The 19629-nt window shown below is 72.4% G+C and carries 17 protein-coding genes; 13 read left to right on the top strand and 4 right to left on the bottom strand.

The features are described 5' to 3' along the window. The first annotated feature begins 296 nt into the window (after positions 1-296). Positions 297-1247 (top strand): lytic polysaccharide monooxygenase, encoded by a 951-nt coding sequence (locus Saso_RS31545; protein ID WP_189923035.1) that lies wholly within the window; start codon positions 297-299, stop codon positions 1245-1247. 76 nt (positions 1248-1323) lie between these two features. Here Saso_RS31545 and Saso_RS31550 read toward each other — a convergent pair whose 3' ends face one another. Next, positions 1324-1959 (bottom strand): Tat pathway signal sequence domain protein, encoded by a 636-nt coding sequence (locus Saso_RS31550; protein WP_189923033.1) that lies wholly within the window; start codon positions 1957-1959, stop codon positions 1324-1326. 675 nt (positions 1960-2634) lie between these two features. Between Saso_RS31550 and Saso_RS31555 the strand changes: the two genes are divergently transcribed. From Saso_RS31555 to Saso_RS31585, 7 genes are all read left to right on the top strand, one after another. Beyond that, entirely contained in the window at positions 2635-3300 is a 666-nt protein-coding gene (locus Saso_RS31555; RefSeq protein ID WP_189923385.1) for a DUF6230 family protein, read from the top strand. Beyond that, positions 3300-3758 (top strand): DUF6114 domain-containing protein, encoded by a 459-nt coding sequence (locus Saso_RS31560; RefSeq protein WP_189923031.1) that lies wholly within the window; start codon positions 3300-3302, stop codon positions 3756-3758. The genes Saso_RS31555 and Saso_RS31560 overlap by 1 nt, the downstream gene beginning before the upstream one ends. 609 nt (positions 3759-4367) lie before the next feature. Beyond that, a complete protein-coding gene (locus Saso_RS31565) occupies positions 4368-5384 on the top strand; it encodes a substrate-binding domain-containing protein (protein ID WP_189923030.1) in 1017 nt (338 codons plus the stop codon). Between the two features lie 59 nt (positions 5385-5443). After that, entirely contained in the window at positions 5444-8089 is a 2646-nt protein-coding gene (locus Saso_RS31570) for a sensor histidine kinase (protein WP_189923029.1), read from the top strand. A 10-nt stretch (positions 8090-8099) separates the two neighbouring features. Then, positions 8100-8534, top strand: a complete 435-nt coding sequence (locus tag Saso_RS31575) for a roadblock/LC7 domain-containing protein (protein WP_189923028.1) — start codon at positions 8100-8102, stop codon at positions 8532-8534. Position 8535: 1 nt separating this feature from the next. Next, the gene (locus Saso_RS31580) at positions 8536-8892 is read left to right on the top strand and encodes a DUF742 domain-containing protein (protein WP_189923027.1); all 357 of its coding nucleotides are present in this window, start codon (positions 8536-8538) and stop codon (positions 8890-8892) included. After that, positions 8879-9493 (top strand): GTP-binding protein, encoded by a 615-nt coding sequence (locus Saso_RS31585; protein ID WP_189923026.1) that lies wholly within the window; start codon positions 8879-8881, stop codon positions 9491-9493. The genes Saso_RS31580 and Saso_RS31585 overlap by 14 nt, the downstream gene beginning before the upstream one ends. Before the next feature lie 3 nt (positions 9494-9496). On the opposite strand, the gene Saso_RS31590 is transcribed toward Saso_RS31585, so the two are convergent. Continuing rightward, positions 9497-9913, bottom strand: a complete 417-nt coding sequence (locus Saso_RS31590) for an ankyrin repeat domain-containing protein (RefSeq protein ID WP_189923025.1) — start codon at positions 9911-9913, stop codon at positions 9497-9499. Positions 9914-10141: 228 nt separating this feature from the next. Between Saso_RS31590 and Saso_RS31595 the strand changes: the two genes are divergently transcribed. Then, positions 10142-11512: a glycoside hydrolase family 43 protein gene (locus tag Saso_RS31595; protein WP_189923024.1), complete on the top strand. Its 1371-nt coding sequence runs from the start codon at positions 10142-10144 to the stop codon at positions 11510-11512. A 27-nt stretch (positions 11513-11539) separates the two neighbouring features. Here Saso_RS31595 and Saso_RS31600 read toward each other — a convergent pair whose 3' ends face one another. Both Saso_RS31600 and Saso_RS31605 read right to left on the bottom strand, forming a co-directional pair. Beyond that, complete coding sequence (locus tag Saso_RS31600) at positions 11540-13324, bottom strand: aromatic amino acid lyase (RefSeq protein ID WP_189923023.1); 1785 nt, start codon at positions 13322-13324, stop codon at positions 11540-11542. 24 nt (positions 13325-13348) lie between these two features. Continuing rightward, complete coding sequence (locus tag Saso_RS31605; protein WP_189923021.1) at positions 13349-14308, bottom strand: ABC transporter substrate-binding protein; 960 nt, start codon at positions 14306-14308, stop codon at positions 13349-13351. 422 nt (positions 14309-14730) lie between these two features. Here Saso_RS31605 and Saso_RS31610 point away from each other — a divergent pair, with 422 nt between their 5' ends. Genes Saso_RS31610 through Saso_RS31625 form a run of 4 tightly spaced genes read left to right on the top strand, consistent with a single transcriptional unit; the run spans position 14731 to position 19543 of the window. After that, positions 14731-18009, top strand: a complete 3279-nt coding sequence (locus Saso_RS31610) for an ATP-binding protein (RefSeq protein WP_189923019.1) — start codon at positions 14731-14733, stop codon at positions 18007-18009. Beyond that, the gene (locus tag Saso_RS31615) at positions 18006-18482 is read left to right on the top strand and encodes a roadblock/LC7 domain-containing protein (RefSeq protein WP_189923017.1); all 477 of its coding nucleotides are present in this window, start codon (positions 18006-18008) and stop codon (positions 18480-18482) included. Before Saso_RS31610 ends, Saso_RS31615 begins: the two co-directional genes overlap by 4 nt. A gap of 31 nt (positions 18483-18513) precedes the next feature. Continuing rightward, complete coding sequence (locus Saso_RS31620; protein ID WP_142266664.1) at positions 18514-18957, top strand: DUF742 domain-containing protein; 444 nt, start codon at positions 18514-18516, stop codon at positions 18955-18957. Beyond that, positions 18944-19543 carry a GTP-binding protein gene (locus Saso_RS31625; protein ID WP_189923015.1) on the top strand — a complete coding sequence of 200 codons (600 nt, stop codon included), beginning with the start codon at positions 18944-18946 and terminating at the stop codon, positions 19541-19543. The genes Saso_RS31620 and Saso_RS31625 overlap by 14 nt, the downstream gene beginning before the upstream one ends. Positions 19544-19629: the final 86 nt, after the last annotated feature.

The following is a 19629-nucleotide window of genomic DNA, read 5'->3' on the forward strand; positions in this document are numbered from 1 at the left end:
GGTCTTTTCGCTTCGATGGGGAAGCGGCGGGGGGTGCCTCGAAGGGCGCAGAAGAGCCGGCCGGGCGCGCACGCCGACCCGGTCGGGGTTACCTGTGGGGCGGCTGTGGGGGAACGATAGGCAAAGAACTGGTCATCCGGATACGGGGGAAACCCTCGATCCGGCCGGAACGGCACCCTTGACGGTCACGAAGCGGAGGGCGCCGCGGCGGGCCCGGGGTGGCGCGCTGAACGCGCCGGGCCGCGATCCCGTACTGACGGCTGACCGTTCCCGCGCCGGCCGAGGAGACGTCCCCGATGCCCCGCACCACCGCACACCGCACCGCAGCACTGGCGACCGCCGCGCTGAGCCCGCTGCTGCTGGGCCTGTGGGCCGCCGCACCGGCCCAGGCGCACGGCGCGCCGACGGATCCGGTCAGCCGGGTGTACGCCTGTTCCCCCGAGGGCGGGGCCGACGCGAGGACGGCGGCCTGCCGGGCGGCGATCGCGGCGAACGGCACCTCCTTCGCCGCATGGGACAACCTGCGGGTGGCCGACGTGAACGGCCGCGACCGGCAGACCGTTCCCGACGGACGGCTGTGCAGCGGCGGTCTGCCCGCCTACAAAGGACTCGACCTCGCCCGCGCCGACTGGCCCTCGACCCGGCTCACCCCGGGCGGGACCCTGCGCATGACGTACGCCTCGACGATCGCGCACACCGGCACGTTCAAGCTGTATCTGACGAAACCGGGGTACGACCCGACGAAGCCGCTCACCTGGTCCGATCTCCCGGCGAGTCCGTTCGCCGAGGTCGAGGACCCGCCCCTGACGAACGGCGCCTACCGCTTCACGGCGAAGCTGCCCGCCGACCGGACGGGGCGTCAGATGCTCTACACGATCTGGCAGAACACCAGTACGCCCGACACCTACTACTCGTGCTCGGACGTGGTGTTCCCCGCGGCGGCCGCCTCGAAGGGCGAGCCGAAGTCAGGCGCGACGACGAAGACACCGGCCGCGGCCCGGCCCACGGCGTCAACGAGTGTGGCCTCGGCGAGCACGACGCCCGCCTCGCCCTCAGCCGCTCCGTCCGCGTCGACCGTGTCCGCCGCCGCGCCCGCCGAGGCGGCGGCCGGACCGGACAGCACCCCGGTGGCGTCCGTGTCCGGGGGCGGCTCCGGACCGTCCGCGCCCGTGCTGGCGGGCGGCGCCGCGGCGGTGCTGGTGCTCACCGGCGGCGCCGCCCTGGTCGCGCGACTGCGTCGGCGCTGAACCCGTCCGCGCGATGACCGGGTGACGGTCACGCGGACGGGCCGCGCCTGTTCTTCTCACATGGTGCGACGGTGGGTCAGTTGACGGTGACGGCCGCGCCCGCGTCGGTCACCGGGGAGTACTTGGCGGTGAAGTAGCCGTTCGCGAAGCAGAGCGACGAGCCGGACGTCTTGGTGAACTGCTGGCTGGCGAAGTTGATGCTGTTGTCGGCGTTGTTGGCCGTGCCGGTCAGGCTGGGCGCCTGGTAGACGCAGTTGATGCTGCCGAGCAGGGTGCGCAGCACGACCGTGGTCTGGATGGTGGAACCGCTCGCCGGGGTCACGGTGACGGTGCCGCCCGAGGACACGCTCGTGGTGTAGGGGAGGTTGTTGACCGTGACGCTGGTGACGCCGAGCACGCCGATGACGTTCGCGGTGCAACTGCCGAAGGTGTGCGCGGTGAGCGACTCGGTCGCCGTGCCGGGCGCGGTGGGGTTGTCGGTCACCGTGGCGCTGAAGCCGGACGAGGCACAGGAGACGCCGCTGGTGCCGGTCGCGCTGGAGTAGAGGGTGGCGGTCGTGCCGCTGGCGAGGGAGGCGTTGAGGACGTCGCCGACGGCCACGTCGCCGTTGGCGGTCGTCAGCACCGCGCCGGCCGCGGAGGCCGGGGTGACGGCCGTGAGCGAGAGCGCGGCGACGGTACCGGCGAGGGCGAGGAGGGAGCGAGTGCGCATGCGGGTGCCTCTTTCTCAAGTGGGGCTTTTCGGGGGGTTGATGTGCGGGGTGTGCCGCCGCGCCGCTGGTCGCAACAGGGAGGGGGACGCGGATCGGCGTCCGCCGCCGCCGGCCCGTGACGCCTTCTCCGTACGTGACGGACCGGCAACGGCGGCCGGCCGGTGACCGGACGTAGGCACTGGTGGGTGACTCCGGCCGGACCGGGCGGCGAGGGCGACCGGCCGGCCCGCTGGGGGGAAGCGGCCGTACCGGTGCCGGTAGGGATCGAGCCCGGGCCGAGTGGCACGGACTGGTCGAGAAGCGTCCGGGAGCGCGGCAGGGACGCCGCGCTGCGGATCCGGCGCCACGGATCCCGGCTGAGCCAGGGAGAGTTGTAGACCTGATGGACAGTCAACGTCAATACAATGAGAGCAAGTTGATGGTCCGACAGATATATGCGAAAGCCCGTCGGGACGTACGGCCCGCAGGCGGCACATAATGAACACCCTTTTTCCACATCTCCCTTGACCGGGTGGTGTAACCATCGGTAACTTCCTGGACGGCTACTGCTGCGTAACCAGAAAGCCCTTGCGGCATCCGGGAGTTGTGAGGAGGCGTACGCGGCAGCCGCTGTCCGCGCCAGGACAACGTGCCACGGAAGCCCAACCCGCACGACTCAGCGCATGGGAGCAGACATGGCCTCGTCCCCGGACGTCACTTCGTCCGCCGACAACACCCCCGAGAACCCCGAAAGCGGTTCCGCAGAGAGACGCGGCCGGGTCCGGCTGCGCCGGGCCGCCGTCATGGCGGTGCCCGCCACCTTCGTCGCCGCGGGACTCGCGGTCCTCACCGCCCAGGGCGCCCTGGGCGTGCAGTTCGCGATCTCCGGGATGCCGTTCGTGGTCACCGCGGACCGGCTGGACGGCGAGGGCTTCGCCCAGTTCGGCGGCCTGGACAACATGATCGAGAACAGCCCCAACCAGGGCGACACCGGCGGCCAGGTCCTGGTCGTCACCTCGGTCGTGAAGAACGGCAAGATCACCAACATGTGCCAGAGCGTCGACCTCGGCGGCATCCAGCTGATCCTGCGGGCCGGCGCCGGGTCCACCCCGGTGAGCGTGAAGAACCTGGCGATCGACTCCGACGAGATCTCGGGCGACGCCGAGTTCAACAACATCGAGATCGGCCGCGACTCCAGCACCTTCGACAAGGTCCCGATCCAGGGCCCCGCGGGTGTCTACGGCCAGCAGGCGGACACGGTCGTCATCAAGAACCTGTACCAGCACAACTACGCCGCCACCGCGGCCGTCTTCAAGCTGCCCGGCCTGAAGATGAGCTTCTCGAGCGAGGGCTGCAAGTAATGACCTTCACCCAGTGGCGGGACCGTTTCCGGGTGTGGCGGGGCCACCGGCCCTTCGCGGGCGGCGTGCTGCTCGTCCTGGGTGGCGCGGAGATCCTGGTGACCATGAAGGCACCGCTCCCGGTGATCCTTCATGTGGGCATGCAGGGACTGGCGGGATACCTCCTGCCTTCCCTGATGGTGGTCTGCGGTCTGCTGATCCTCTTCAACCCGACCCAGCGGCTGTTCTACTCGATCATCGCCATCCTGCTCTCCCTGGGCACCTGGCTCACGTCGAACATCGGCGGCTTCGTCGTCGGCCTCCTGCTGGGGGCCGTGGGCAGCAGCATCTCCTTCGGCTGGCTGCCCGACCAGGAGCCGCGCAAGAGCCGCCGGCAGGAGCGCAAGGAAGCCCGGACCGAGACGCACGCCGAGTCGGTCCGCAAGGACGGCTTCTCGGGAGCGGGCGAACCCGCCTGACGCGGACGCCCGCGGACCGGACCCGCGGCCGTGGACACGGCCGTACGTCACCTCACCGGCGGGGCCGGGACGACCTGCGCACAGCGGGCCGGTCCCGGCCCCGCCGGTTTCCGCGCACCGCGCACCCGCACATACCCGCGCTCCCCCCCCCATGGCCCGGGCCCCCGCCGGACGCCCCACGAAGCGCCGCCCGGAAGCGAGGGACGCACCATCGCCCGCGGCCCGGGGGCGCGGGATGTCTCGCCGGGCGCTGTCCGGGGCGTCGCGTGCCGTCGCGTGGACCCGTACCGCCGCCGCGAGGGGCGCCGATCCCGAGATGCAGCGCACCGTGCCACCGCCGGTGGGCGTCCGGCGCGACCCGCGGGAGGGGTCCGCTGGATTGACGATCAGTCAATTCAACTGCGGTTATGCTCCTCCGGGCCGCCGGGGCCCCCTCCAGCATCACGATGCGGCAGCGGCGCCTCGCACCAAGTGGTGGCTCACTTGACTCCCAGCGGTCACACACGGTTGGCTCCGAGCCAACGAATCCCTCCAGCCGGTGCACACCCCTCGCCCCGGCGATGTTCGCCCGTCCTCCCCGCACTGCCGCACAGCGAGGTGCAGCCCCCCATGAACACTCCCCTCCCCGCTCGATCCGCGGACGGCCCCCACGGGTCCGTCCGCCGCACCGCCCTCACGGCGGTCTGCTGTCTCCTCCTGCTGACCGGCTGCTCCGGCGCCACCGCGTCCGGCTCGGAGGGAAAGGCGGCAGACGGGCCGGGCGACCGGCTCAAGGTCGCCCTGGTCACCCACGGCGCCAAGGGCGACGACTTCTGGGAACTCGTGCGCAAGGGCGCCGAAGCCGCGGCCGCCAAGGACGGCGTCGACCTGACCTACGCCAGTGACTCCGACGCCGGCGGACAGGCAGAACTGGTCCGCGACGCGATCGCCGACCGGGTGGACGGCATAGCGGTCACCCTCGCCAAGCCGCAGGCCATGAAGAGCCCGGTGGCCCGCGCCAGGGCGGCCGGGATACCCGTGGTGGGACTCAACTCCGGTATCGACGCCTGGCGTTCGGCGGGGCTCGTGGAGTACTTCGGCCAGGACGAGAGCGTCGCGGGCCGGGCCGTCGGCGACAAGCTGGACGGCCTCGGCGCCAAGCACGCCCTGTGCGTGATCCACGAGCGGGGCAACATCGCCCTGGAGGCGCGCTGCGCGGGCGTGAAGAAGACGTTCACCGGCGAGACCGAGATGCTCTACGTGGACGGAACGGACATGGACGCCGTCACCACCACCGTGGCGGCGCGGCTGCGCCAGGAACCCGACATCGACGAAGTCATCACCAACGGCGCCCAGTTCGCGCTCGCCGCGGTAAAGGCGGCGGACCAGGCGGACAGCGGCGCCAAGGTCGCCACCTTCGACCTCAACAAGGACCTGGTCACCGCCGTCCGCGAGGGCAGCGTCCAGTTCGCCGTGGACCAACAGCCCTATCTCCAGGGCTATCTGGCCGTCGACGCCCTCTGGCTCTACAAGACCAACGGCAACCTCAGCGGCGGCGGTGTGGCACCCGTGCTGACGGGTCCGGCCTTCGTCACGAAGACCAACGTCGCCGAGGTCGCCCGCTTCGCCGCAGCCGGAACCCGCTGAGCGGACCGGCTCCGCCCCGCCCAGCCCCCCTCCCCCTCGCTCATCGCCCTAGGACGACCATGTCTGCACGGACAGGTGCCCGGCGCCGCCGACTCGGCTCCATACGTCTCTCCCTCATCCTGCTGGCACTGGTGCCCGGCGTCACCCTCGCCGCCATGTGGGGTGTGACGACGACCCAGATGTTCGAGGAGGGTCTCCGGCTGCGCGCGCAGACCGGACTGAGCCGCTCGACCGGAGCCATGGGCACCGAGGCGACGCTCGCCCTCCAGCAGGAACGCAGCCTGTCGGCCGTGTGGCTGGCCTCGCGGCCCGCGGGATCCCGGGCCGCGCTGGAGGCCCAGCGCCGCAAGACGGACACGGCGGTCGCCGAGCTCGTGGCCCGGTCCGACGACATCCAGCAGGCACCGGCGCGGGTCAGGGACCGGCTGTACTCGGTCGTCGCCTCCGTGGGAAGCCTGGAGTACTACCGGGGCCAGGTGGACGACCCCACCGACATCACCGCCGCCCAGGCACTGGACCAGTACACCTCGGTCATCGACGACCAGATCCACGCCTTCCAGGAACTGTCCCAGGTCGACGACGGCGACCTCACCTCGCAGGCCGGCCCGCTGGTCGCCCTGGAGCACGCGGCGGAGCTGGTCTCCGAGGAGGACCTCCAGCTCACCCTCGCCGGGCCCGGTGGGCGGATGGACGCCAAGACCTGGGCCGCCTTCGCCCAGCTGGTGAACACCCGGCGCTGGCTCGTGCAGGACCAGATCGTCCCCTCGCTCACCGGCACGGCGAAGGCGCAGACCGAGAAGATCCTCACCAGCTACCAGTGGCAGATCCTCCAGTCCGTCGAGGACCGGGTGCTCGCGGCCCGGTCGAGCCAGAGCCGCAACGGTGACGTGCTGCTGCCGGACGTGCAGAAGGACTGGCGCGCCGCGCTCATCGAGGTCTCCGACCAGTACGCGGGGCTGATCCGGCTCCAGACCACGGCCCTGCTCCAGCGCAGCGCGGACGAGGCACGTCACCTGCTCATCACGGCGGCCTCGCTGAGCGCCGGCGGTCTGGTGGCCCTGCTGGTGTGCGTGGGCATGTCCTGGCGGATCACCCGCTCGCTGTCCCGGCGGCTGCACGGGCTGCGCATGGCCACGCTCAGCCTCGCGCACGAGCGGCTCCCGGACGTCGTGGCCCGGCTGGACCGGGGCGAGACCGTCGACGTGGACACGGCCGCGCCGGGGCTGGACTACGGCGGCGACGAACTCGGCCAGGTGGCCCAGGCGTTCAACACGGCGCAGCGGACGGCCGTGCACACCGCGGTCGAACTGGCGGACACCCGGCGGGGCTTCCAGAAGGTCATCCTGGGCATCGCCCGGCAGAGCCAGAACCTGGTCAATCTCCAGCTCAGCAAGCTCGACGCGCTGGAGCGGCGGCACCAGGACCCGGACGTCCTGGCCGGGCTGTACGAACTGGACTCCACGGCGAGCCAGTTGCGCCGTTACGAGGAGAACCTCGTCATCATCAGCGGCGGCCGTCCCGGACGCAGCTGGACGGAGCCGGTGGCGCTGATCGACATCCTGCGCAGTGCCGTCGGGGAGGTCGCCGAGTACCGGCGGGCCGAGGTGCACACCGAGGAGGAGGTGTACATCGCCCCGCCCGCGGTGGCGGACGTGATCCACCTGCTCGCGGAGCTCATCGACAACGCGACGGCCTACTCGCCGGCGCCCAGCCCGGTCGGGGTACGGGCCACGCTGGTGGCCCGGGGCCTGGCGATCGAGGTCGAGGACCGGGGCCTCGGGCTGTCCGAGGAGGACTACGCCTCCTTCAACGCACAGTTGGCAGTCCCCCCGCAGTTCGACGTGGTGGCACTCGCCGACGACCTGCGGCTGGGCATGTTCGTGATCGCGCGGCTCGCGAACCGGCACGGCATCACGGTCACCCTGCGCTCCTCGCCGTACGGCGGCACGACGGCGATCGTACTGATCCCCCACGACACGGTCGTCCGCGAATCCCCGGCGGCCCCCGGCACCGGTCCGTCGGACAAGGCCGCCTCGGCCGGCCCGACGACTGCGCCGGCCCCCGGCACCGTTCCGGCGGGCACGGCCGCTCCGGCGACTCCGGTGACCGGCGCCGCCGCTCCGGCGGACACGGCCGCCTCGGCGACCCCGGCCGGCGATCCGGCGGACACGATCGCGCCTACGGCCCCCGACACGGCTCCGGTCGGCCCGGCCGACGCGACCGCCCCTGCGACCCCGACGGCCGCCGCCACCGATCACGCCGACGTGGCCACCCCGGCGGTCCCCGCGGACCCGGCGGCGGGTACCGCGGGTGCCGTGGGGACCGCGCATGGTCACCTCGTCCGGTCCGGTGCGCCGGGCGGGAGCGGGGACGGGGGTGACCGTCCGGTAGGGGCGGCCGGCGGCCGGGCGACCGGGATGACGCCGCTGCCCCGCAGGGTGCCGCAGACCAGCCTGGCCACCGAGCTGCGCGACGACCGCGCCGCGGCCCCCGTCGACGAGGACGGTTTCCCGGACGATTTCACCGCGGAACGTGCGGCCTCTTCCCTCGCCGGTTTCCAGCGCGGCACGCTGCGAGCACACGCCGACGCCGAAGGACCGCACAACGGCTCTTCGCCCTCACCCGCCGAGGAGGCCGACGACCCGGCGGTCACCGCCGCAGGCCCCTCCTCCCCGACCCCGACACCCCCCGCCGACCGCTCATGAAGGACTCGCGATGACACGCTCCATCCCTGGCACCAACCCCCAGCTCGACCAGCTGCTCACCGGTCTCGTGGACCGGGTCGCCGACGTGAACCAGGCCGTCGTGCTCTCCGAGGACGGCCTGGTGGTGAGCAAGTCGACCGGTTTCCTGCGAGAGGACGCCGAACGGCTGGCGGCGACCGCGTCGGGGCTGATGAGCCTCAGCCGGGGCGTCAGCATGGACTTCCGCGGCGGACCGGTGCGCCAGGCGCTGATCGAGATGGCCCACAGCTACCTCATCCTCACCTCGGCGGGCCCCGGCGCCCACCTCGTCGTGCTCGCGGGGAAGAACGCGGACGTCGGCGTGGTGGCGTACCAGATGAACATGCTGGTCAAGAAGATCGGTGAGCACCTCAGCGCGGCACCGCGGGCCCATGTCGGTCCCGCAGTGCGCACCAACGGCGGGTGAGGTGAGCGGAGGCGACGAAGCGGGCCGGCTCGTGCGGCCGTTCACCCTCACCGGTGGCCGGACCCGGCCCAGCCGTGCCGACTTCACGCTCATCACGACGGTGACCGCGGTCGACCCGCCACCGGAGCGGGCGGTCCGGCCGCAGCCGGAGCACGGCCGGATCCTGCGGCTGTGCGCCCGGCCGCTGGCCGTGGCGGAGGTCGCGGCCCATCTCGACCTGCCGGTCAGCGTGGTCGTCATCATGCTCTGCGATCTGCTGGAGGCGGGTCTGATCACGGCCCGGCCGCCCCGGCCCGTCACCGGCACCCCGGATCTCGATCTGCTGGAGAAAGTGAGGGACGGCCTTGGCCGGATCTGATTCCACCGCTTCCACCGTCCCCGGCGCCGATCCGGCGGCGCCCGACACGGTGAAGATCCTCATCGCCGGGGGCTTCGGTGTCGGTAAGACCACGATGGTCGGCGCGGTCAGCGAGATCGCGCCGCTGTGCACGGAGGAGCCGCTGACCGTCGCGGGGCTGGACGTGGACGACCTGAAGGGCATCGAGGAGAAACGGTCCACCACCGTGGCGCTCGACTTCGGGCGGATCACCATCGGCGATGACCTGGTGCTGTACCTCTTCGGTACGCCGGGCCAGCAGCGGTTCTGGTTCATGTGGAACGACCTGGCGATCGGCGCGCTGGGGGCGGTGGTGCTCCTCGACGTACGACGCCCGCAGAGCAGTTTCGCCGCCATCGACTTCTTCGAGCGCCGGGGCATCCCCTTCGTCGTCGCGGCGAACGGCTTCGACGGGCTGCACCCGTACCCGACGCAGGAGATCAAGGAGTCGCTGGCGCTGCCGGCCCGGGTTCCGGTGCTGCTGTGCGACGCGCGGGAACGGGAGTCGTGCCGGGACGTCCTGATCGCCCTGATCGACCGGCTGATCGAGGACGTCGGACCGGTGCGGGGCGCCGCCCGCTGACGGTCAGCGCGCTCCCGCGGCCCGCAGTACGGCGACCGTCTCCGGGTGGGGTCCCGCGGCCGCCCATTCGAGCGGCGTGCGGCCGGTGCCCCGGTCCTCGCGGAGCCCGGGGTCGGCACCGTGGGCGAGGAGGGTACGGACGGTCTCGGTGTGCCCCCAGCAGGCGGCCGCGCACAGGGGCGTTCCCTCGGCGCCCGGCCCCGCGCTCTCGGCGTCGGGCGGCGCACCGGCCGCGAGGAGCCGGCGGGCGGTGACGGCGTCGCCCTGGACGCAGGCCGCGTACAGCGGGGTCGTGCCGTCCCCGTCGGCGGCCGCGGGGTCGGCTCCGGCGCGCAGCAGCAGGTCGATCCCGGGGCCTCCCCCGCACATCGCCGCCGCGGTCAGACGCTTCGTCAGTTTCTTGCGCCGTCTTCTGTTCACGGTCGCCGACCCTAACCCGGCACATGGACCGGGTCGCCGGAATTTCCATGGGTCACGCACAGGTACGCGGCGGAAAACCGCCAAGCCTGTCCCGGTGATTGACCTGTTTCCCGCACACCCCTACTTTCTGACCGATTCACCGAACCATGTTCGACATTTCGGACCGCCGGTCGGCGTCAAGGGCCTCACCGGTCGGTACCGAAGGGCCCCCGCATCCCTGGAGCGCACATGACCCCCGACCCGTCCCGCCGCCTCTTCCTGGGCGCGGCCGCCTCCGTCCCGCTGGCTCTCACCCTCGGCACCCCGGCCGCCCACGCGGCCGACTCGGCGTACGTGATGAGCTACTTCACCGAGACGACCAGCCTCGGCGCCGGTTCCGACTACGGCCTCCATCTGGCCGTCAGCACGGACGGGTTGCAGTGGATGCCGCTGAACCAGAACAACCCCGTGGTCACCCCCACCGACGGGGCACTGGGACTGCGCGACCCGTTCATCCTGCGCAAGCAGGACGGCACCTTCGTGGTGCTCGCCACCGACCTCAAGGGCACCGACTGGAGCTACGTCAGCCAGTACGTGCACGTGTGGAACTCGACCGACCTGCGCACCTTCACCGGCTACCACCGGCTGAAGCTGCACGACATGAACACCCACTGCTGGGCGCCGGAGGCCTTCTGGGACGCCGGCCGGGGACAGTACGCGCTCATCTACTCCGCCGTGAACAGCAGCGGCCACAACGTGATCATGGTCAACTACACGACCGACTTCGTCACCGCGTCCGCGCCCCAGGTCTTCTTCGACCCCGGCTACGACGTCATCGACGGTGACATGGCCGTGGGCGTGAACGGCGTCAACTACCTGTACTTCAAGAAGGACCAGACGCTGGTGGGCGCACGCTCCACTTCGCTGGACCCCGGCAGCTTCACGGCCTTCAGCACGGGGGTCGCGCACGGCGGCACCGAGGCACCGACGCTCGTCAAGTCGCTCACCTCGGGCACCTGGTGGCTCTGGGGGGACACGTACACCCCCAACGGCGTCTTCTACGCGTGGCAGTCGGGCGACCTCTCGGCGGGCACCTGGACCGCGCTCGACCAGCGGACGTACACGCAGCCGGTGAACTCCAAGCACTGCGGCATCACGACCATCACCGGGACCCAGTACAGCAACCTCGTCGCCAAGTGGGGCGCGCCCGCCTGGAACCGGCTCAAGTCCTACAACTTCCCCGACCGTTACGTCCGCCACGCCGACTACGTCGGCCGCATCGACGCCTACCCCTTCGACCTGTACACCGACTCGCAGTGGAAGCTCGTGCCCGGCCTGGCCGACGGCTCCGGGGTCTCCTTCCAGTCGGTGAACTACCCGACCCGGTACCTGAGGCACTACAACTACCGGCTCCAGCTGGACGTCAACGACGGCACCTCGACGTTCGCCGGCGACGCGACCTTCTACCGTACGGCGGGCCTGGCCGACCCGGCGTGGTCCTCGTTCCGCTCGTACAACAACCCGACGCGTTACATCCGGCACTCGAACTACGTCCTGCGCATCGACCCGGTCTCGACGGCGACCGAGAAGCAGGACGCGACGTTCTCCGTCGGGTACTGAACGGGGCCCGTCGGCACGGGCGTCCGCTCACAACGCGGCCAGGCGCGGCAGCAGTCCGACGGCCGCGGTCACGTCGCCGGTGAGCGGACGGTCCTCGGTGCCCGCGGGGAGGACGGCCGCGGCGAGGGCGAGGACGCCGGCCGGTGGCGGCGGCCCCGCCCCGTCCGGACGCATCCTCGACGCCCTCACCGCGGCGACGAGTTCGCAGGCGACGACGACGGCGTAGGCGGACGCCGCCCGCAGGCTCTGGCGGGCGGCCTGACCGGCGAAGCTGGCGGCCTCCTCCAGGCCGCGCGACAGGACGGCGTGTCCCGCGGAGGCGGGCGCCGCCGCCGAACGCAGCTCGGCCAGCGCCGAGTTGGCGGTGTACTCCAGGATCATCGTGCCGGAACTGCTCGCGGGTCCTCCGCCGAGGAACGCGGGCAGGCCGGTGAGCCCGGGATCACCGAGTGCGGTCAGCCGGGCGGCGGAGAGCTGCGCGGTCTGGAGCAGGGCGAGGTTCGCGGCGTCCAGGGCGAGGCCCAGCGGCGCGGCGAAGAAGCCGCCGTGGTGGTAGGCGGCCGTGCCGTCGGGGTCCAGCAGCGGGTTCTCCGAGGGACAGTTGATCTCCACCTCGACGACGTCGCGCAGCCGTTCGCAGGCGTCCAGGGCGCTGCCGTGCGCCTGGGGGAAGGCACGGAAGCCGAAGGGGTCCTGGATGCGGCCGCCCCGGTGGTGCGGCGGCCGGTCGGGCAGGCCGAGCAGCCGCCGTACCTCACCGGCCGCGCGGGCCGGGCCGGGATAGGGCCGCAGGGCGTGCACCGGCGCCGCGTACGCCTCCGTCGAGCCGGAGACCGCGGCGAGGGAGAGGGCGGCGACGGCGTGCGTGGCCCGCAGCAGCACGTCCAGCTCCCGCTGGGCGAGCGCGGCCTGCCCGAGTGCGAGGGCGTTGCTGCTGAGCAGGGCGAGCGCGTCCCCGGGCGTGAGCACGACGGGGGCGGGAAGGCGGGCGGGGCCGGGGAGCGCCCCGGCGTCCCGGACGGCGCCCTCGACGGGTCCGGGAGCGCCGGCGGCCGCGCCGGGCACCCGCATGACGACGACGGCCGGCCCGGACACGGACACCACGACGCCGCCGTCCCCCGTCCCCGCGCCCACGGCGCCCACCGCGGCCACGGTGGCGGCGGGGGCCGGGTCCGCGGAGGCCGGGCCCGGGACGGTGTCCGGGGGCCGTGCCGGGGACGGGGAGGGCGGGGCGTCGGGCGGCGGCGTGTTGGCGTGCGGCGGGGGCGGCGAGGCCAGCCAGGGGCGTTCGCCGATGAGGGCCAGGCCGGTCTGGGCCAGGGCCGTCAGGTCGCCGGTGCCGACGCCGCCGTACTCGTTGACGGCCGGGTGGACACCGAGGCGGAGGGCCTCGACGAGGGCGTCCACGAGGGCGGGCTGGATGCCGGAGCCGCCGGCGAGCAGCTGGTTGGCGCGCACCACGAGCATGGCGCGGACCTGGCGGGCGGGCAGCAGCGCGCCCGCGCCGCCCGCGTGGCTGCGCAGCAGCCGCAGGCCGTGCGCGGTCTCGTCGTCCTCCTCGACCGGCACCGCGCGCTGCGCGCCGACGCCGGTACCACGGCCGTAGAGGCGTCCGGCGGCGGCGAGCCTGCGCCCGGTGTGCCAGGACCGTACGGCCCGCTCACGTGCCTCGGGGGCCACCTCGGGCACGGCCTCACCGTCGACGAGCGCGATCAGCCCGTCGACGGTGAGGGTGGTTCCGTTCAGGACCGCCCGGGTGCCCCCGGCGCGCGGGGGCGCGACGGGGGCCGTGGCGTCCGCTGTCGTGTCCAACGGTTCACGGGATCCGGTGGAGCGTCAGCCCAGACCGGCCGACTTCAGCCAGGCCTTGGCGACGTCGAGCGGGTCCTTGCTCTCCAGCTGCACCTGCGAGTCGAGGTCGAGCAGGGCCTTCGTGTCGAGCTTGGCGGAGACGGCGTTGAGCGCGTCGACGCCCTCCTGCGACAGGCCGCTCTTGTAGACCAGCGGGGTCACGTTCGCGAATCCGAAGAGGTTCTTCGGGTCCTGGAGGACGACGAACTTCTCCTTGGTGATGGTCGGGTCCGTGGTGAAGATGTCCGCGGCCTGCACGGTGTCCTTCTTCAGCGCGGCCTGGGTCAGCGGACCGCCGGCGTCGAGGGCCTTGAAGGACTTGAACTTCAGCCCGTACACCGCGTCCAGGCCGAGGAGGCCCTGCTGGCGGGTCTGGAACTCGGGGGATCCGCCGAGGACCAGCTTCGGCGCGATGTCCTTGAGGTCGGCGAGCGTCGACGTCGCGGTGAGGTTGTACTTCTGCGCGGTCGCCGCGTTGACCGTGACGGAGTCCTTGTCCTCGGCCGGCGACGACTCCAGCAGCGTGAGCTTGGAGTCGAGCTTGGCCTTCGCCTGGGCGTTCACGGTCGCGAGCGAGGTCTGCTCGGCCTTCGCGTCGAGGTAGGCCAGCAACGAGCCGTTGTACTCCGGCAGGACGGTGATGGAACCGTTCTTGAGCAGGCCGTACGTGGTCTCGCGGCTGCCGATGTTGGGCTTGTAGGACACCTTGATGCCCTTGGCCTTCAGGGCCTCGCCGTAGATGTCGGCGAGCAGGATGCTCTCGGCGAAGTTGTTGGAGCCGACGACCACGGTGTCACCGGCCGCCTTGTCGCCGGCGAGCGGGTCGGAGGTGTCGTCGGACGAGGAGGAACATCCCGCCAGCAGGACCGACACGGCGGCGAGGGCTACAGCCGCCGCACCTGGGTGGTTCCTGAGGGACCTGCTGCTGTGGGCGTTGGAAGTCACGGTTCCCGTTCCGGGCTGGGGGGTCGATGAGAACTCACACACTCTGGCCTGATCCAATCCACCCGCTTCTTGATCAGTCAAGAGGAGCCGGGTCACCGATTGGCTTCGATCCGTGATCAGTTGGATGCGGACCGGAGATCACTTGTGCGTGGATCAGGAGATCACCTGTGTACCCCGGAAGAGGCCCCGGTCCGGCCCCTGGACACCTCTTCGTAATGGATTCTTGACGTAGGGCGACGCGCTCGACCGTTCGAAGAGGGGATAGTCTCGCCGGAGTTGGCGTCCGTCACAGCAGTCGACGGCCGTCACGGCGGTGTACGGGGGCCGCTTTCGTATCATGCACAAACGGACACGTATGCGCAGAGATCGGCATGCGTGCGACGCCCCTTGCACGCCTGCAACACCTTCTTGAAGGAGGCCCGGTGTCCACGAAAGAGGTGGACGCGTCAGCCCGGTCGGCATCCTCGTCCCCGGCACCGGCTTCCCCGCGCCGGGGACTGCGGGGGTTCGCCGACCGATGGCCCTTCCAGCGCAAACTGAACGTACTCGTCGGTATCCCGCTGACGGTCATCGCCCTGCTGCTGACGTACCTCATCGTCGACCTCGTGCAGGAGTCGAACCGTGCGGAGGGCGCCGCCCAACTGGTGCGTGACAGCGCCCAGGTGGCCCAGCTCGTCGCCGGGCTCCAGGACGAACACCAGCAGGCGATCCTGCTCTCCGTGCGCCACGAGGCGTCCTTCGACGGCGGCACCCCCTCGACCGACGCTTACCGGCAGGCACAGGCCGCCGTGGACGCGCAGGTGCAGAAGGTGGTCGACGCCTTCGGCGACCGGCTGCCGGACACCGAGGTGCAGGCGCTCAAGGAGGTCCAGGGCCTGGCCGGTCTGCGGGCCACCATCGAGCAGGGCTATCTGCCCGCCGACAACATCGACCCGGCGTACTCGGGCGCGGCCGACGGTCTCATCGACGGCCTGGGCCTCGACCGCAACGCCGACCTCGCCACCACGTTCACCGGCAACCTCCTCGACTCGCTGCTGCGTGCCGACGCGGCCCACGGCGCCTTCGAGACCGGCGTGTTCTCCGCGCGGACCGGAGACAGCAACGCGCTCATCGAATTCACCGGCGCGGTCGGCTCCTACGAGCTGTTCACCTACCAGGCCGAGCGGTTCGCACGGTTCGCCGGTGACGCGCAGGCCGAGGAGTTCTCGGGCATCGAGCACAACGCCTCGCAGGCCTCGATCAGCCAGCACTACGCCGAACTCGCCGTGGACCCGAGCGCGTTGCAGGCCGAGTCCAAGGCCGAGATCCGTGCGGCGTTCCGGGGGGCCATCGCCTCCTACCCGGACTACAGCGCGCAGGCGGCGACCCGGCTGAAGGTCACCGCGTCGCTCATCGACCAGATCGCCGACCGGGCCGACGACACCGCTTCCAGCGCCCAGTGGCGCGCGGGCCTGCTGCTGAGCCTGGCGCTGCTCTGCTTCGCCGCGTGGATCGCCTTCTCGATCCTGGTGCGCCGCTCCGTGGTGCGCCCGGTGCTGGCGCTGACGGGAGCCGCACAGGAGGTCGCCGACGTCGCGGGCCGTGAGCTCGCCCGGGTCGCCGACGACGACGCGGAGGAGTCCGGCTCCCCACGGCTGCGGGAGCTGCCGGTCACCGCGGACGACGAGATCGGTGAACTCGCCGAGGCCTTCAACAACGTGCAGACCACCGCGGCCGCGCTGCTGGAGCGCCAGGTGCTCAGCCGGCGCAACGTCGCCGAGATGTTCGGCAACGTCGGCCGCCGCGTCAGCAACCTGACCACACGTCAGCTCGCGCTGATCGACGCGGTGGAGCGCGGCGAGACCGACCCGGCGCTGCTGGAACGCCTCTACTCCATCGACCACATCGCCGTCCGTCTGCGCCGCAACGCGGACAGCCTGATGCTGCTGGCCGGCATCCGGGAGACCGTCCTGGACGCCGGACCGACCGAGCTCACCAACGTCGTACGCGCCGCGCTGGGCCAGATCGAGGGCTTCCAGCGGGTACGGCTGCGCGCCGCGACCGAGGCCATGGTGGAACCCGACATCATCGGCGACCTGACGCTGATGATCGCCGAACTCCTGGAGAACGCCGTGTCGTTCTCGCCCGAGGGCAGCCCCGTGGAGGTGGTGGTCGGCTCCGACCACGACGGCGCGTCGATCACCGTCGCCGACCACGGCCTCGGCATGAGCGCCGAGCGTCTGGCCGAGGAGAACTCCCGCCTCGTGCGTCGCGAGCGCCTGGACGTCGTCCCGACGAAGGTGCTCGGTCTGTTCGTGGTCGGCGCGCTCGCGCGCCGCTGGGACGTCGACGTCACCCTGTCCCGCACCCCGGGCGGCGGTGTCACGGCCGAGGTCCTCATCCCCTCGTCCCTTCTGCTGACGATGAGCGAGCTGGAACCGGCCGGCCCGGCCGCCGCGGCGCCGGCCGCGCTCGCCGCCCCGTCGGCGCCGGCGGCCGGGCCGTCCCCGTCGGCCTCGATCCCGTCCGCGGTGCCGTCCTGGGCCGCGAAGGAGGACGAGGCCAGCGCGCTCCCCCGCCGGGTGCCGCGCCGTGACGCGTCCCCCGCCGAAGAGGCGGCCGGGGCCCCGCTGTCCACGGCGACCGGTGCGGAAAGCCCTGCGGGCGGCACGGAACCGGCGGCGCTCCCGTCCCGGGTGCGCCCGGCCGCCGCCGGGATCCCGACGCCCCGGACCCCCGAACCGGCGCCGCACACCCGCGCCCACGACGAGACCGGAACCCGGCCCCGCACGACCGACCACACGGCCGTCGCCGCCGGTACCACCGACCACACGTCTCCCGCCGCCGCCACCGACCACACGGCCGCCACCGTCGGCACCACCGACCGTACGGACCCGGCCGTCGGCACGACCGGCCGCACGGACCCCGTCGCCGGTACCGCCGGTCGCACGGACCCCGTCGCCGGTACCGCCGGTCGTACGGACCCGGTCCGCACGGCAGGGGACTCGGGCTTCGACGGTATGTCGGGGCACGTCGTCCCCTCGGTACCGGCGGAATCGGCGTCCGCGCAGGCCCCCGGCCCTCGGCCGACCACCGGAACCACCGGACCGGCGGCGGGCCGCCACGCGCCGGACACCCACGCTCCGGACAACCGCACGTCCGGCCCCGCGTCCGTCCGCACGGACGGTTCCGGTCCCACGGACGGTTCCGGCCGGACCGGCGCCTACGGACGAGCGGCGGAGCCGGTCACCTCCGGGCGCGCGGCAGAGCCGGTCGCCTCCGGACCCGGCGCCGGGGCGTCGCCCTCCGGCCGTGCGGCCGGGGACGACGCGTTCGCCGTCGGTCCCGACGGATCCCGTCCGCTGCGCAGGCGGGTGCGCGGGGCGACCCTGCGGACGACCGCCGACGCCGCCGCGCAGCAGGCGGCCCGGCAGGCCGCCCGCCCCGCCGACGCGGACGCCGTCCGCGACGCGATGGAGGAGTTCGAGGCGGCCGTGGCCCGTGCGCACCGCGACACCGGCGAACATCCCCGCCCCACCGATGACCCGGCCGGCCGCAGCGACGGCCGCCGGCCCGGCCCGGGTCCCGACGACCCCTCCGCCCGGACCGACCGGACAGCGCCGTCCGGTCCGGCCGACCGGAGCGAGCCGGGCAGCGGCCCGCTCGCCCAACGGGACACCCCGCACCACCAGAACCACCTTCCGGAAGGAGCCGAGCAGTGAGCACGTCGACAGGTGAGACTCCCGCCGGAGACGCCAAGACGACCGATCTGCGCGCCGCCGCAGCCGACTTCACATGGCTGCTCAATCGCTTCGCCACCGAGACCGCAGGGGTGGTGGACGCCATCGCGGTGTCCTCCGACGGACTGCTGATCGCGGTGTCGGAACTGCGCGAGCACGCCGACTCCGAGCGGCTGGCCGCGATCGTCTCGGGCATCACCAGCCTGGCCGCGGGCGCCTCGGGCAACTACGGCCTGGGCGGCCTGAACAAGGTCATCATCGACCTGGAGGGCGGCCACGTCCTGGTCTCCGCGATCGGCAGCGGCGCCGTCCTCGGCGTGGTCACCGACAAGGAGGCCAAGCTGGGCAACATCGCGTACGAGATGACGGTGTTCGCCAACCGCGCGGGCACCGCGCTCAGCCCGCAGCTCGTCCTGGAACTGAAGAACAGCGTCGGCGCCACGCGTACGCGCTGAGCGCGTGCCACCGTAGAGAAAGCGAACACCGATGGCGGACGGCCGCACACCGCGCGGGGCCGGCGAGGACGGCGTCGCCCCTGTCGGCCCCGCACCCGCCGTCCGGCCCTTCCTGGTCACCGCCGGCCGGGTCGCGGGCGGCGCGGGCGAGGCGTCGTCCGGCCGGACGATGCCCGTGGAGACCCAGCTGGTGGCGACCACCGGCGGTCTCGACGCGCTCGACCGGCTCTCCTTCGAACAGCACGACATCGTCGCCGCCTGCCGCGTACCGCAGTCCATCGCGGAGATCGCGGCCAGGCTGCGGCTGCACCTGAACGTGGTGCGGGTCCTCGCCGAGGACCTCCGGACGGCGGGGCAGCTCTCGGTGCACGTGCCCGACTCCGGCGTCACCCACGACGCATCCGTTCTGCGCAGGGTTATCGATGGCCTGCGGGCCATCCCCGACTCCCGGGGGGTACTCCGTGACACCGACTGAACCGCTGGTCCGCACCTCGGCCGGGCAGGCCGCCGTACGGCCGCCGCTGCCGGTGAAGCTGGTGATCGCCGGCGGCTTCGGCGTGGGCAAGACCACCGCCGTCGGCTCGATCTCCGAGATCGAGCCGCTGACCACCGAGGCCGCCATCACCGAGGTCGCGGCGGGCGTGGACGACCTCAGCCACACCCCGCGCAAGACCACCACCACGGTCGCGATGGACTTCGGCTGCATCACCATCGACCCGACGCTGAAGCTGTACCTGTTCGGCACACCCGGGCAGGAACGGTTCGGCTTCATGTGGGACGACATCGTGGAGGGCGCGGTCGGCGGGCTGGTCATCGTCGACACCCGCCGTCTCGACGACTGCTACGCCGCCGTCGACTACTTCGAGCACAAGCAGATCCCGTTCGCCGTCGCGGTCAACGCCTTCGACGGCCGGATCGCGCACACGCTGGACGAGGTCCGCTGGGCCCTGGACGTGTCCGAAGGGGTGCCGCTGCTGGTCTTCGACGCCCGCGAACGCGGCTCGGTGCGCGACGCCCTGCTGGTGGTGCTGGAGCAGGCGCTCGCCCGCAGCGGCGGGTAGGCGCCCCACATACACGTGTCCGCTCATGGCGGCATACACGTGTCCGCTCATGGCGGCGGGGAACCGCGGACCGGTGATGGCCGGTC

Source organism: Streptomyces asoensis (genome assembly GCF_016860545.1).
In the GTDB taxonomy this organism is placed as follows: Bacteria; Actinomycetota; Actinomycetes; order Streptomycetales; family Streptomycetaceae; genus Streptomyces; species Streptomyces asoensis.

What these genes read in the sequence shown, in the direction of transcription:
- Saso_RS31545 (WP_189923035.1), top strand. Translation starts at nt 297, where the DNA reads ATGCCCCGCACCACCGCACACCGCACCGCAGCACTGGCGACCGCCGCG.
- Saso_RS31550 (WP_189923033.1), bottom strand. Translation starts at nt 1,959, where the DNA reads ATGCGCACTCGCTCCCTCCTCGCCCTCGCCGGTACCGTCGCCGCGCTC.
- Saso_RS31555 (WP_189923385.1), top strand. Translation starts at nt 2,635, where the DNA reads ATGGCCTCGTCCCCGGACGTCACTTCGTCCGCCGACAACACCCCCGAG.
- Saso_RS31560 (WP_189923031.1), top strand. Translation starts at nt 3,300, where the DNA reads ATGACCTTCACCCAGTGGCGGGACCGTTTCCGGGTGTGGCGGGGCCAC.
- Saso_RS31565 (WP_189923030.1), top strand. Translation starts at nt 4,368, where the DNA reads ATGAACACTCCCCTCCCCGCTCGATCCGCGGACGGCCCCCACGGGTCC.
- Saso_RS31570 (WP_189923029.1), top strand. Translation starts at nt 5,444, where the DNA reads ATGTCTGCACGGACAGGTGCCCGGCGCCGCCGACTCGGCTCCATACGT.
- Saso_RS31575 (WP_189923028.1), top strand. Translation starts at nt 8,100, where the DNA reads ATGACACGCTCCATCCCTGGCACCAACCCCCAGCTCGACCAGCTGCTC.
- Saso_RS31595 (WP_189923024.1), top strand. Translation starts at nt 10,142, where the DNA reads ATGACCCCCGACCCGTCCCGCCGCCTCTTCCTGGGCGCGGCCGCCTCC.
- Saso_RS31620 (WP_142266664.1), top strand. Translation starts at nt 18,514, where the DNA reads ATGGCGGACGGCCGCACACCGCGCGGGGCCGGCGAGGACGGCGTCGCC.